Origin of the sequence: Exiguobacterium sp. s122 (assembly GCF_018618475.1) — a bacterium.
Taxonomy (GTDB): Bacteria; Bacillota; Bacilli; order Exiguobacteriales; family Exiguobacteriaceae; genus Exiguobacterium; species Exiguobacterium himgiriensis.
Genome location: NZ_JACSMD010000001.1, coordinates 1356374 through 1370625 on the forward strand (window position 1 = coordinate 1356374; position 14252 = coordinate 1370625).

At 51.3% G+C, this 14252-nt stretch carries 13 protein-coding genes; 4 read left to right on the forward strand and 9 right to left on the reverse strand.

What is annotated here, in order from left to right:
• Positions 1-213: 213 nt before the first annotated feature.
• On the forward strand, positions 214-1245 hold the full coding sequence (locus KNP92_RS07030; protein WP_214838932.1) for a PTS sugar transporter subunit IIC: 1032 nt from the start codon (positions 214-216) through the stop codon (positions 1243-1245).
• 39 nt (positions 1246-1284) lie between these two features.
• Here KNP92_RS07030 and KNP92_RS07035 read toward each other — a convergent pair whose 3' ends face one another.
• From KNP92_RS07035 to KNP92_RS07045, 3 genes are all read right to left on the reverse strand, one after another.
• Positions 1285-2277, reverse strand: a complete 993-nt coding sequence (locus KNP92_RS07035) for a Gfo/Idh/MocA family protein (RefSeq protein ID WP_214838934.1) — start codon at positions 2275-2277, stop codon at positions 1285-1287.
• Between the two features lie 58 nt (positions 2278-2335).
• Positions 2336-2824 carry a GNAT family N-acetyltransferase gene (locus KNP92_RS07040; protein WP_214838936.1) on the reverse strand — a complete coding sequence of 163 codons (489 nt, stop codon included), beginning with the start codon at positions 2822-2824 and terminating at the stop codon, positions 2336-2338.
• Positions 2825-2899: 75 nt separating this feature from the next.
• The gene (locus KNP92_RS07045; protein ID WP_214838938.1) at positions 2900-3334 is read right to left on the reverse strand and encodes an OsmC family protein; all 435 of its coding nucleotides are present in this window, start codon (positions 3332-3334) and stop codon (positions 2900-2902) included.
• Positions 3335-3426: 92 nt separating this feature from the next.
• Here KNP92_RS07045 and cls point away from each other — a divergent pair, with 92 nt between their 5' ends.
• The 3 genes from cls (at position 3427) to KNP92_RS07060 (ending at position 7066) form a co-directional block, all read left to right on the forward strand.
• The gene (gene cls, locus KNP92_RS07050) at positions 3427-4884 is read left to right on the forward strand and encodes a cardiolipin synthase (RefSeq protein WP_214838940.1); all 1458 of its coding nucleotides are present in this window, start codon (positions 3427-3429) and stop codon (positions 4882-4884) included.
• A 70-nt stretch (positions 4885-4954) separates the two neighbouring features.
• Positions 4955-5944: a class I SAM-dependent methyltransferase gene (locus KNP92_RS07055; RefSeq protein ID WP_214838942.1), complete on the forward strand. Its 990-nt coding sequence runs from the start codon at positions 4955-4957 to the stop codon at positions 5942-5944.
• Between the two features lie 249 nt (positions 5945-6193).
• The gene (locus tag KNP92_RS07060; RefSeq protein WP_214838944.1) at positions 6194-7066 is read left to right on the forward strand and encodes a GGDEF domain-containing protein; all 873 of its coding nucleotides are present in this window, start codon (positions 6194-6196) and stop codon (positions 7064-7066) included.
• A 45-nt stretch (positions 7067-7111) separates the two neighbouring features.
• On the opposite strand, the gene KNP92_RS07065 is transcribed toward KNP92_RS07060, so the two are convergent.
• From KNP92_RS07065 to KNP92_RS07090, 6 genes are all read right to left on the reverse strand, one after another.
• On the reverse strand, positions 7112-9091 hold the full coding sequence (locus KNP92_RS07065; protein ID WP_251136424.1) for a methyl-accepting chemotaxis protein: 1980 nt from the start codon (positions 9089-9091) through the stop codon (positions 7112-7114).
• A gap of 291 nt (positions 9092-9382) precedes the next feature.
• Complete coding sequence (locus KNP92_RS07070) at positions 9383-9856, reverse strand: SRPBCC domain-containing protein (protein WP_214838946.1); 474 nt, start codon at positions 9854-9856, stop codon at positions 9383-9385.
• A gap of 47 nt (positions 9857-9903) precedes the next feature.
• Positions 9904-10425, reverse strand: a complete 522-nt coding sequence (locus tag KNP92_RS07075) for a GNAT family N-acetyltransferase (protein ID WP_214838948.1) — start codon at positions 10423-10425, stop codon at positions 9904-9906.
• A 131-nt stretch (positions 10426-10556) separates the two neighbouring features.
• Entirely contained in the window at positions 10557-12473 is a 1917-nt protein-coding gene (locus KNP92_RS07080) for a PTS fructose transporter subunit IIABC (RefSeq protein WP_214838950.1), read from the reverse strand.
• Positions 12470-13399 (reverse strand): 1-phosphofructokinase, encoded by a 930-nt coding sequence (gene pfkB, locus KNP92_RS07085; RefSeq protein WP_214838952.1) that lies wholly within the window; start codon positions 13397-13399, stop codon positions 12470-12472. The genes KNP92_RS07080 and pfkB overlap by 4 nt, the downstream gene beginning before the upstream one ends.
• Entirely contained in the window at positions 13396-14142 is a 747-nt protein-coding gene (locus tag KNP92_RS07090; protein WP_214838954.1) for a DeoR/GlpR family DNA-binding transcription regulator, read from the reverse strand. The genes pfkB and KNP92_RS07090 overlap by 4 nt, the downstream gene beginning before the upstream one ends.
• Positions 14143-14252: the final 110 nt, after the last annotated feature.

Genomic DNA, 14252 nt, shown 5'->3' on the forward strand with positions numbered 1-14252 from the left:
CTACTTCCTGTTTCCCACTCCAACGCATCCTGACACATTTTCACAACTTTTTTCAGCACATTTTCATTACTGACCGACTATAATTTTCCAAACGACACATTGGAAACGTTATCATCGAACTTTCTTATGTCAGTTCGTTGAAATGGCTTTACAGGAGCGATGGGATGTTTAAATATAGAAGAAATACAAACAGAGAGAAAGAGGTACAACATCATGGTGATCATTCAAGGGATAGCATTGTTGCTATTGATTCTCGCACTTTTTACATTATTCAGTTACAAAGCCCCGTTCGGCATGAAAGCGATGGGGGCGCTTGCCGGGGCGGCCATCGCCACATTCTTAGTCGAGGCGTTCAACGCCTACGCCATCGGCGGACTCTTACCGCTTCCACTCTATGAGGAAGTCGGACAAGCCGCCGGCTCGCTCTCCGGACCGGCAGCTGCGGCGCTCGTCGCCATCGCGCTCGGGATCAATCCGGTCTATGCACTCATGCTTGGACTTTCCGTCTCTGGATTCGGCATCTTGCCAGGATTCTTCGCCGGATACATCCTCGGGCTGCTCGGGCGTCGCCTCGACAAACACTTGCCGGCCGGGGTCGATATGATTTTCTACGTCATCATCATGGCGCCGCTCGCCCGACTCGTCGCCATTGGGATTGATCCGATCGTCTCCAATACGCTTGCCCAAATTGGGGCGGTCATCGAACTTGCGGCGACACAGAATCCGATTGTTATGGGACTCGTCTTGGGCGGCATTGTGACGGTCGTCTCAACGTCACCGCTCAGCTCGATGGCCTTGACGGCTATGCTCGGCCTTACAGGCGTACCGATGGCCATTGCCGCGCTCGCCTTAACGGCCTCGATTTCAATGAACTTCTTGTTGTTCAAACGTTTGAACATTGGAACGAAAAAAGATCAGTTGTCGGTCGCTATCGAACCGCTCACGCAAGCCGACCTCATCTCGGCCAACCCGATTCCCATCTATAGCGTCAACTTTGTCGGCGGCGCTTTGGCCGGTCTCGTCGTCGCGATGACCGGGATGGTCAACAACGCACCAGGTTCGGCCGCAGGTGTTCCAGGACTCCTCGTCATGTACGGGTTCAACGATTGGCAAACCGTTACGGTAACGGCCGTCATCGTGTTCGGAATCGGGATTGTCGCCGGACTCGTCGGTAGCAAGCTCTTTAAAAACTTCCCGATCGTCTCAGAAAGCGAGAAGACAATCGAAGCTGAAGATGCGGCATAAAAAAATCGGACGTCCCACGCGGGATGTCCGATTTTTTAGTTAGAAATCGATTGTGCGTTGTTCATCTGAAGACAAACGGGCCAATTCGATGACTCGTGTCGTCAAGAGCGCGTCACTTAGCGGGACGAGCGGACGACGGTCGATGTAACTCGCCGCTAGTTCACGGTAAAAGTCGACATAGCATCCAGACTCGATGGGGATAGCGCTTGTCTCCTCTTGGCTGAGCGTTCCCGTCTCGAGGATGTCCGGCGTGAGCTTTCCATCCCGTAGCGCCGCTTCTTGTGGGTCAAGGCCATGTTTGATGAAACTTCCTTCTGTCCCGTGCAACTCGAAGCGTGGAGCCTCACCGGCGATAAACGGGTTCGAGCGTACATACACTCGTTTCTGTCCGTAATGCAGCGTGAGGAAAAAGCCGTCGTCCGATTGACCGCCGTCACGTTGAATCATAACGTCCGCTTGAACCTTGTCCGGGACACCGAACAAGACGAGCGCTTGGTCAATCAAATGACTGCCGAGGTCAAACAAAATCCCTGCACCTGGGCCCGCGTTCTCCCGCCAACGGTCACGGACGACAGGCCGGAACCGGTCAAAGCGTGACTCGAACACTTTCCAGTCCCCAAGTTCACCTTTTTCAAGTAGCGCCTTGACTGTCAAGAAATCCCCGTCCGACCGGCGATTATGGAACACGTTGACGATGCCGCGACTGTTCTCCTCGAGATCACGGAGCGCCTCTCCTTCCGCGACAGTCAAAAATGCCGGCTTCTCGACGAGGACATCTTTTCCTGCCTTCAAGCACGCTTCAATCATCTCGTTATGTAGATGCGTTGGCGTCGTAATGATAAATAGTGTCGCCTCACTCTCGAGAGCCGCCCCGAGTGTGGCGAACACTTCAGCGTCAGGCAGATGACGCGATACGTCGTCCGGGCGTGATGAGACGACACCGGTAACGCGATACTCCTTTAGCTCTTTTAAAAATGGCAGATGAAACGTCGTCGCCGAAAATCCGAATCCAACTAGTACCGTGTTAATCATCTATTCTCCTCCTATCGTTCAGCCTTAAGTATAGCAAAATGAGAGGTCGTTTGACCTCTCATGCACTGACGCTCGCCTCGAGCTTGTATTCAAACGTGTTGTACCCGTTATGTGTGCCGACATAAACGAAGCCGAACTGCGGGTAATACTCGTTCAAGAAGGCATTGTCTGCGACACAGTCGAGACGAATCGGGTGTTCCCCGTTCGCTTCCTCAAGGACATGCTCCATCAATTGTTGACCGACGCCTTGGCCCTTCAACTGCTCACTGACGACAATCCGGTGAATGTATTGACCGCGCTCGCCATCTTTCCATAAGGCATGGTCCCACTCGTCCGGTGGAAGTAAGGCGATCGAGGCCAATATGGCATCTGCTTGTTCATATACATATACGTCACCGCTAGCGATGTCGGTTTCTACCCGTTTCAACAAATCTTGCTCCAAATATTCAGTCCATTGGTCGCTTCCTTGTTCATTTAGCGCTACGGCTCGTTGTTCGATTAGGTTCGCGATGGCTAAAGCATCGCGTTTCGTCGCGAGTCGAATCATAACGTCCTCCTTAGTTATACAGTATTTGAAATACCAATATAACGGACGCGTCTGACCGATTTCAACCATCTTGCTTCATCCTTCTGCTCGGAACAACACGACCTCGCCCCTATTCAACTGATAGCTATAGGTGAACGTCGCGTTTAGACTGTGTGAGACCGAACAGTAGCGATCGACGGAAAGCTCGATGGCACGGCGGACCCGCTCCTCGGGCAGTTCGCCTTCGAGCACGTACAAGATGTGGATCGCCGTGAACCGTTTCGGGTGTTCCGTCGCCCGGACGCCGTCAATCTCTATTTCGAATTTCTCAATCGGCAGCCGCATTTTATGGAGGATTGAGACGATGTCGATCCCGGTGCAGGAAGCTGTCGCCTGTAAGAGCATCTCGGTCGGTCGTGGCCCGAGGTTCAATCCGCCGACGTCTTCCCCCGCATCAAGTGTCACCCGATGACCTGATGGTGTCATCGACTCGAACGCCATCCCTTGTTTCCAATCCAGTTTCATATGCATCCGTTTCTCCCCCTTTGTTTCGATAGCATACTATTCCCCCGAATGAGGTATGATAAAGCTAGATGTCTAAATTGTCGTTAGGAGTGTGGGTTATGGATTGGTCCGTTATTATTAGTTGGGGACTGTATATCGTCCTTGGATTAAACTTATTATTCGCGCTCGCCGTCATCTTTGCCGAGCGCCGCGACGTGGGCGCCACGTGGGCGTGGCTCCTCGTCCTCTTCTTCTTGCCGATCCTTGGTTTTATCGTCTATTTGTTCCTCGGGCGTCAGTTGAAGAAAGACAACTTCTTTAACTTGAGCGTCGAGGAGCGCTCGTTCCACTCGCTCCAAGTCGAGAGTCAAATCGAGCAGCTACGCCGGAAAGAGACGGCGCTCCAGCAACCGCTGTTCGAAAAATACGAGCAACTGCTCGAGATGAACTTACGCTCCTCGAAATCACTTGTCAGCGTCTATAATAAGTCCTCGATTCTACATGACGGGGAACAGAAATTTAAGGCGTTGATGGATGATATCCGCAATGCCGAGACAGAAATCAATATTCAGTACTACATCATCCAGCGGGACGCGCTCGGGAAAGCGCTCATCCACGAGTTGATCGAGCGGGCGAAGGCCGGGGTGAAAGTTCGCCTGTTATATGACGCCGTCGGCTCACGTAGCTTGCGGAACTCCGACTTCAAAGAACTGATTGCGCATAACGGAGAGGTCCGCGTCTTTTTCCCACCGACGCTCGGAATCATCAATTTTAAATTAAATAACCGAAACCATCGCAAAGTCGTCATCATCGATGGGAAAATCGGGTACGTTGGCGGTTTTAACGTCGGGACCGAATACCTCGGCCTCGTCGAAAAATTTGGCTATTGGCGCGACACGCATCTTCGTGTCGAGGGCGACGTCGTCTATCATCTTCAACACCGCTTCATCTTAGACTGGAACTATTCCGGCCACGACAAACACGACCCGGAGAACACGTTCTGTTTCGCTCGCCATGATATCTCGGACAAATCACCGATGCAAATCGTGACGAGCGGTCCGAACTCGGACACCGAACATTTGAAGAACATGATGATTAAAATGATCATGTCGGCGAAACATCGCGTCACCATCCAGACGCCGTATTTCATTCCGGACGCGAGTTTCATGGATGCCTGTAAGATGGCACTCCTTTCTGGCGTCGAGATGAATATCATGATTCCTGGGAAACCGGACCATCCGTTTGTCATGTGGGCATCGCTGTCGTTCCTCGGCGAGTTGCTCGATTATGGCGCGAACGTCTATATGTACGACCAAGGCTTCCTTCATGCGAAGACGCTCGTCGTCGATGATGAGATCGCGACGGTCGGGACGACGAACCTCGATGCCCGAAGCTTCCGTTTGAACTTCGAAGTGAACGCCATCATTTATGACAGCCAAGTCGCCCTCGAGCTCGCCTCGTTGTTCGAGTCGGACATCGCCGTCAGCCGACGGTACACGGTCGAGGATTATGCCGAGCGGCGATGGACCGTCCGCTTGCGAGAAGGCGTGTCACGCCTGCTCAGTCCAATCTTATAATGTCAGAATGGTCCGCTTCTCATCGGAGAGCGGACTTTTCAATCGTGAACAAAGAATAGGAGGAAGTACATTGTCAAATCAATCCATATGTGAGGCGTGTCGAATCCGAGCGGTCGATGTCATCGAGACGACCGATGACCCGGTTCAACCGTACCGTCTGTGCGCCTCGTGCCATGAACGACTGATGGCCTATGCTTTGCGCCCAATCGAATGGTACAACTTGGCGAGTATGCACGGTTCGTTCAAGCCGATGTTACATGACGATTTTTATGAGGAAGACGGAACAGCGTGTCAACCGGAACTAGACGTTTTGGTGACGAAGCAAGACGAGGCACCGACACTTAAAGAAGTCCGACACGACGTCGAGGCGCTTCTCTCATTTGCCGTCTCGAGATGGTATATCGAAGACGACGTGACAGACTCCTTAAAACGGCATGACCCGTCCCTGTTGTTTGATGCCGTCAAAACGAGATATGTTGCCACACAAAATATCGACGTAAAGGCTCGCCTGCTCGAAGTCGTCGCTGACGTCATAGCCACACCGGCAGCCGATTGGGTGCGCAGCCTCTGGCATGATGTTGACAACGAATTAGTTGACTCACTCGCCGCTGCGACGGCGAGCAGTCTACCGACCGAAGAAGGTTTGCAACGCGTTTATGACAAGTTGGACGAGATTGAACCGAAAGAACTTCCGAGTGCCGCATTCTTAAGTTTATATCGTTTCCGTTCGCCTGACGTGCTTGATTGGATCGAGTCAAACTGTGACGCGTTCGATTCCAACTGGGCGAGGCTCGTCGCCGTCAGCATGCCGACGTGGCATCAAATGAACGCTTGGTTAGAGCGCGGACGACCGCTCAGCTTAGTGGCGCTCGAGGCGATGGTCAACTGCTTAGAAGGTTACGATGGATTGTACGTCGAGAGTCAATCGCCCCATATTCTTCAGACGCGACACGACGAGGTTGAGCTGGTGTTGACTGCGTATGAACAATCCGATTCTGTTCATCGCGTGAGACGGCAAGTCGCGACCATCCTTCAACACAAGGACGAAATCTTCATGTGATTTGAATATGGCTGATAGAGAGGGATGCGATCAACGTATCCTCTTTAACGTATAAAATCGACAAAACTAGTCTTGCACTTCTCGATTCGGATTTGTCTAATCACTGACAGCTTTTTAAATTCAGCACATTTCTCTATCTTTTTAGCTATTTCCATTCCAAATCAGGGTATAAAGTATCAATACGAACGTCCTATTCTTTCAAATTTCTATGTAGAAAGGAGGAAGTATGCGTTCGCGCATGTGTCACTTATGGCAAATTTTAAAGAAAAAGATGAGGCAGACAAACTACTTCTGAATCCTTCCTCATGGGACGAACTTCCAATTGGTCTGTTTACGTTTGACCAATCCGGTCACATCATCAGCTATAACGAATCGTTTATCTCGTTGCTCGGATTATCGGTGACCGAGTATCCTTCATTCGAGCGTTGTACGTCCGCCCACTTGAACTTGAACGATGCCACCTTACGTGTCTTAAAGGGGGAGACAGTCCGTCTTGCCGGTTGGCATTACGGTCCGGATTTTCAAGCTCGCTTTTTACGGACAACGATGTCTCCGAGTTTTCAACATGAACGTGTGGCAGGTGGTGTCGGTGTGCTTGAAGATGCGACCGAACAACGCCGTCATGAAGAGCGAATCGAACAGCTCTCCTCTCTCGACCCGTTGACCGAGCTGTACAATCGGAAGAAAGTAAGTGACATGTTGATGACCGTGGCGGAACGACCGGACGACTCACCGGATGCGGCCGTCATCATGCTCGACATCGATTATTTTAAACTCGTCAATGATACGTTCGGTCATCCGACAGGCGATCTCGTCTTACGCTCGATTGCTCAACTACTTCGCCGAAACATTCGCAAGACCGATGTGATTGGCCGCTGGGGCGGTGAAGAGTTTCTAATTGTCGCCCCGCATTCAACGCTCTCCGACGGGGTACGGCTCGCCAATAAGTTACGACAACTGGTGAATGCCGAACCGTTCGGCCCTGTCCCTCACGTGACGTGCTCGTTCGGTGTTAGCTCATTCGGCGGCGGCAAATCGGTCGAGCAAGTGTTGCAAGACGCCGATGACGCGCTATATGCGGCAAAACATTACGGACGCAATCGCGTTTCAAGCAAACAATAAAAAGCGTCGCGGCCCTCTAAAATGAGAGACCGTGACGCTTTTTTATTAAATCGTGAAACGAGAGACGAGTTCTTGAAGTTCTTCCGCCATATCGGCGAGTGCTTTCGCCGATTGTGACACTTCTTCCATCGAGCCGAGCTGATCCTCGGTCGTCGCGGCCACTTGTTTCGAGGCACTCGAGTTCTCGTCAGCGATATGTGCGATTTGAGTCGCTGCTGCCGATACTTCCTCGACGTTCGCGGCGATTTCCTCGACTGTCGCCGTCACGTCCTCAATCCGTGGTGTCATCTCTTGCGTCCGGGCCATAATCTTATGGAACCGGGCCGCCGTATTCTCTGTCGTTTCAAGCCCTGCTTTCGTATGACTCGACACTTCCTTCATCAAGACGACCGACTGCTCGGTCTCTTGCTTGATTCGATCAATCAAGTGGGCAATCTGTTTCGTCGACTGTTGCGATTGTTCGGCTAGCTTTCGGACCTCGCTCGCGACGACAGCGAACCCTTTCCCGTTCTCGCCAGCCCGCGCCGCTTCAATTGCGGCGTTCAAAGCGAGAAGATTTGTCTGAGCGGCAATCCCGTTGATGACGTCAACGATGTCCCCGATCTCGTTTGAGCGGTGTGACAGCGATTCAATGACGCGAGAGAACGAGTTGACTGACGTATCAATGGCACGCATCTGAGCCACATTCTCGGTGACGGCAGATGTCCCGTCTTCTGCCTCAATCGCTGTCTCACGCGAGAGTTCGGAAACATCCGTCGAACTTTCTGCGATGCGCATGATGCCCGAAGTGATGGCTTGGAGCGAGACCGCATTGTCGTCAAGTTGACGCTTCGAATCGTCCGCCCCGGCTGCCATCTGTTGCACTGCCCCGGCAATCTGTTCGGAGGATGCCGTATTTTGAGCCGAGTTCGCCATGAGTTCTTGAGACGAGGCCGCCACTTGGCCGATGGATTCATCGAGCCGAGAAATGATCGTCCGAAGTGATTGTGTCATCGCATTGAAGCTTTCCGCGACCCGCCCGACTTCATCGTTTGAATCCACTGGAATGAGTTCCGTTAGATCGCCTTGTTGAATCCGCTCTGCTCCTTTTGATAAACGATTGAGCGGACGAATAATCGAACGAATGACAAAGTAAAGAAGAACAGATGCGACGAGGATCATCCCGGCGATGACCGCTAGCGTCGTCCACAGAATACCGACTGATTCTTGTTGGATTTCGGCTTCGAAAAGCGTGCCCGCGACTTTCCAGCCGGTCAAGTCGTTCGTGATGAAATCCATTTGTTTCGCGTCCCCTTCAAACGAATAAGCGAACGTGTCTTCAGCTGAACCATAGAGTGGTTCGACCCAGTCCCCTGATGCCTCTTCGCCTGTCGCAAGCGTCGGATGGGTGACGAATCGCTGCGTCCGGTCGAGGATGGTGATATAGCCGTTTTTCCCGATTTTAATACTTGCAGCGACGGCTGCGATGTCGTTGACATCGACATCGACCGCAACCACTCCTCGACCGTCTGTCGTTTCACGCGACAACGTGACCATCATCTTCTCAGAAGCCGCGTCGACGTACGGATCGGTGATGACGACTTGTCCCGCTGCCGCCTCAGCCGATTCATACCACGGCCGTACTCGCGGATCGTAGTCGTCTGGTAGCGATTGTTCAGGATAGATCGTCATCTCGCCTTCTGTCGAGGCATAGTAGATGTTCGTGACTTTAGGGTGAGTCGCCAAATACTCTAGAAATTTTTCTTCTAATGCGAGATTGTCACTACCCGACTCATAAAGCGTCGCATCGATTCGTTGGGCGAAAAAATCAATATCGCCTTTAATCGGACCGACCAAATTATTAATCTCAACATCCATCCGCTCCACTCCCGAGTGGGCAGACTGTAAGATTTGACCTTTAATTTTTTGTTTCGCCTGACCATAGGCGACTAGTCCAATCAATAATGACGGAATGAGTAAGACAAGTGCAGACATGATAATTAATTTCTGTTTGATGCTGATTGTGCGGGTTGACTTTCGATTCATAGAACAACTCCAATCTCGAGCGATTTGCTCGTCACGTTACTGACAATATCGGTCGAAATCAGCATTTCTTTATAACCCTTAGAAAAATTCTTTATGCTATTTAGAATGTTCATAATTGAAAACCTTTTCATTCCAATTACGAATAACTTTCATGTCTTAAAGTGGGGGTTTTAGTCAATTTTGTGTGGTCACCATGTAAAACACATGCGTCAAAACGAATCAAACCGATAAAACATCTGCGCGAAGAAGCAGATGTTTTATCGGTTCTGAGTGAATGAACTGGAAAAGCGTTTATTCGCTAGTTTTTCCTTTCAGAAAATCTGAAAGTTGATTTAACGTCGCTCCTAGTCCGCTCAAGTGATCTTCTTTCAAAATGCCACTTGGAACGTTCTCACATACAATGGTCACGTTTGTACCGTCGTCCATCTCCTCGAGATACCACGTTTGAACCATTTCACCTGAAAAGCTGGGATCCTCGGTCTCGAATATACCGGCCATGACAATCTTCTGATTCGTTTCGAGCTTGACGAATCGCCCTTTCGAGACGTCTGTATGTAACGACGTCTTCCCTGTGACGGTTTCGTCTTCATACGTCAAAACGATACGATACATACCACCGGCCAGTGGGTCAAACACGTCAATCTGCGCGCACATCCCTTTTGGCGCCAACCATTTCTCAAGTCGTCTTGGGTCGAGAAACGATTCATAAATCTCCTTAGAAGAAAACGGAATCCATTTTGATGACGTATCGATTCGACCTTTCATAAACAAGCTCCTCTCAAAAAAAGACGCAACAATAAGGTCGCGTCTGGTCAAGCTCCGATAATGGCGTCATAATTGGCTTTCGTCCACCCGTAGGCGACTTCGCGAAGCGCGATTTCCCCGAACGTGCGCTCTTTCTCATCAATCACTTCGCCTTGTTTTTGCTCGTAAAACGAGCGATATGGGTTCAACTCGAGCGCCCAAATGATGATTCCTGAGCTACACATCGTTTCGACCGCCTTTTCGAGCAAACGTGAGCCGAGACCGTTCCCTTGATGTTCTTCGAGCACGTAGATGGCGTACACTTCATTCGAATGATCCGGATACTTCCCTGTCCGCTCTGCCCCGTACAGAACGAAACCGACGATTTCTTCTTCGACGACAGCGACATATCCATCCAATTCCCGTTTTGAAAGGGCGTCGCGAACCTTTTCAGCCCATTCAATCGTGTTCGATGACAGTTTCAACAAAAAATCGGCCGGTACGATTCCGCGGTATGTCGTTCGCCACCCGTTCACTCGAACGCGCGCAATCCCGTACGCGTCTTTCGGTTCGGCTGCCCGTATCACCATCTCGACCCCCTCCTTACGCAAGTTTTATAAGTATTTTACCACAAATCGCCAACCTACAATCCACAAGTCAATGAAATCCAAAGACATTTTAACGACAAAAAACGACCGTGGAATCTCCACGGCCGTTCAACTTACGCGACGTCTTGTTTCGGTGTAGGTGTAGCTGTCGCAGTCGTAAGTGGTTTTTTCAAGAATGAGAGGAGGAGTGCTCCAATCAAGGCTCCAGCAAGAATTGCAATCGCGTAAAGCCCCATGCTCATGACGACGTTACCAGCTCCTTCAAGGAGTGGGAAGACGAAGATGCCGCCGTGTGGTGCAGGCAATTGGATGGCGAAGAATGCTGACAACCCACCGGCAATCGCCGAACCGAGAATAGCTGATGGCAAGACGCGAATCGGGTCAGCTGCTGCGAACGGGATGGCTGCTTCCGTGATGAATGAGGCACCCATAACGTATGCAGTCTTCCCTGCTTCACGTTCTTGCTTCGAGAACTTCTGACGAGCGAATACAGTCGATGCGAGCGCGACGAGAAGCGGTGGTACCATCCCACCGGCCATGACCGCTGCCATGACTTCTTGGTTACCCGCCGTGAGCGCGGCTGTACCGAAGACGTAGGCGGTCTTGTTAATTGGACCACCCATATCGACGGCCATCATGCCACCGACGATCACACCGAGTAAGACGGCGTTTGCCCCGCTCATTCCGTTGAGGACTTCCATGAGCCATGTCATGAACGCGGCAATCGGTTCGTTGACGACGAGCAACATGATCATCCCTGCGATGAACGAACCGAGTAACGGATACAACAGTACGGGCTTGATGCCTTCGAGTGACGCTGGCAACTTCGCGAGCGCCCGTTTTAAGAAGACGACGACATAACCAGCAAGGAAACCGGCGATGAGACCACCGAGGAAGCCTGCTCCACCTTCACTTGCAAGGAAACCAGCGACAAGACCTGGTGCGAGACCCGGACGGTCGGCAATCGACATCGCGATGAAACCAGCAAGAACCGGAACGAGGAAGCCGAATGCGGCGCCACCGATTGTCATGAGTTGTGCGGCGAATTCGTTGTATGACGGATCATCCGGGTTCGCTGAGTTGATGCCCCAGAAGAAGCTGAGTGCGATCAAGAGACCCCCAGCGACGACGAGTGGAAGCATTGCTGAGACCCCACTCATCAAGTGTTTGTAAACTCCTGTGCGCTGTTCTTTCTTCTCTCCGTCAGACTTGCCAGACGACTGGTAGACCGGTGCGTCTTGTTTCACAGCGCGGTTGATCAATTCCTCAGGCTTCCGGATTCCTTGAGCGACAGGAACTTCGATGACGTGTTTGCCAGCGAAACGGTCCATCTCGACCGCCTTATCCGCAGCAACGATAATCGCTGTCGCTTTGGCGATATCCGCTGACGTCAACTCATTTTTGACACCCGTCGATCCGTTCGTCTCGACTTTCATGTCAACACCCATGGCGTCTGCCTTTTGTTTCAAGCTATCGGCAGCCATATACGTGTGCGCAATCCCTGTCGGACAAGCTGTGACGGCGAGAATATATGGTGCGTCCTCTTTCACGGCTTTCGTTTCGACCGGTGCTGCTTCAGCCGCTTCTTTCTCTTCAATCGCCCGAATGACGTCATCGGCAGAAGTCGCGGCGTATAGACGTTCTTGGAAGTTCGGATCCATAAGGAAAACAGATAATTTCGATAACGTTTCCAAGTGCTCATTGTTCGCGTGTTCGCCTGCTGCGATCATGAAGAACAAGCGGCTGTCTTGCCCATCAAGTGCCTCATAATCGATTCCTTCCGAGCGACCGAACGCGATTGCCGGTTCTTTGACCGCTTTCGTCTTCGCGTGCGGAATCGCAATTCCTTCACCGAGACCCGTCGTACTTTGCGCTTCACGTGCGAGAATAGCGTCACGATACCCGTTCCGGTCCGAGAGTTTTCCGGCCCGATCAAGCACGTCGACGAGCTCCTCGATGACGTCTGCTTTCGTACGGCTGCCGAGATTCAATTGAATCGTGTCTTTTTTGAGCAGATCCGTGATGTTCATGTTGTTTCCTCCAATCGAGATAGTGGGGTGACGTTGACTTCGCCGACCAAGCGGTCCACGTCTTGTTTCGTACAGAGGCCAAACGTATAGGCAGACGCGCTGCCGGTCGTTACCGCATAGCGGAACGCCTCTGACGCGTCGTGGTCGAGAATGTTAGCGACGAATCCGGCGACAAGCGAATCACCAGCTCCAACCGAGTTGACGAGCTTCCCGTTCGGCGTATTAGCCGTATAGGCACCGTATGCATTGACGAGCATCGCACCGTCACCGGCGAACGAGACGATGACGTTCTTCGCTCCCCGTTCAACAAGTTTTTCCGCATAAGGGAGAGCCTGCTCGAACGTCTCAATGTCCGTATCGAACAGTTCACCGAGTTCATGGTGGTTCGGTTTGATCATAAGCGGTTCGAGTGACAACACCTCAAGCATCGCTTCTTTCGTCGTATCGACGACAAATTCGGCCCCGTTGGCACGCACCGTCTCGGCAAGTGTCCGATATAAAGTACTCGGTAAATTACCCGGGATACTGCCTGCGAGGACGACGATGTCACCAGCGCTCACGTGTTCGAATTGTTTCGTCAGTTGCTCGAGCTCGACGTCTTGAATGACAGGTCCGCTCGCATTGAGCTCCGTCTCTTCTTTGGCCCGAATCTTCACATTGATTCGCGTTTCACCCGTGACTTCAATAAAGTCGGTTTGGACGCCTTTGTCTTTTAATGCTTGTTTAATGAATTCACCGGTCGTTCCACCGACGAATCCGAGTGCGACCGTCTCGACATCATATTCTCGTAAGACGAACGCGACGTTGATTCCTTTGCCACCTGCTGTTTGTGTCGTCTCTTGAATCCGATTCACTTCTCCTAGCACAACTTCCGGTAACGTGACATAGTAGTCGATTGAAGGGTTGAGCGTTAACGTGTAAATCATTGGGCGTTCACCACCTTTGTTGTAGATTCGATTGAACGAACGTACGCGACATCTGACAGTGTGATCAGGGTCGCCGCTTCGAGTGAAGCGACTCGACTGAATGACCGTTTCCCGAATTTCGAGTCATCCGCCAAGATGTAAGCCGTACGTGCGAGTTCAATCGCCGTTTTTTTGACGAGGGCTTCTTCTGGGTCCGGTGTCGTATAACCAGCCTCGAGGTCGACACCGTTGATTCCTAAAAATGCGAGGTCGACTCGATAGTTCATCATGCTCTCGCGGGCGTTATAGCCGACGAGCGCTTGGGTCGAACGTTTCAGTTCTCCCCCGATGACGAACGTCTTAATATCGAGGTCGAACAAATCATTCGCAATCGGAAGACTGTTTGTGACAACGACGACTTGTTTTCCAGTTAAGAACGGGACCATGGCTTGCGTCGTCGTCCCGGCATCGAGATAGACAGACATGCCGTCCTCGATAAACGTCGCGGCCTTCCGTGCAATCGCGACTTTCTCATCGACGTGACGGTCACGTTTCTCTTCAAACGTCGGTTCTTCTTCCGGGCGGACGACAAGAGTGGCGCCGCCATGTACCCGTTCTAAATAACCTTCTGCTTCAAGATCGGTCAAATCCCGACGGATGGTTGACTCTGACGCTTCTGTCAATTCGACCAACTCTTTCAATTTGACGATTCGTTGCTCCGATAACCGTTGCAAAATCAGTTGATGTCGTTGTTTCGTTAACATCGTATTCCCTCCGTAGTTCTAATATAAAGCGTTTACATTCAAAAAACAATCAAAAACATTCATATTCGCTCAATATTTTTTCATTTGTCACAATTATAACATAAAAAACG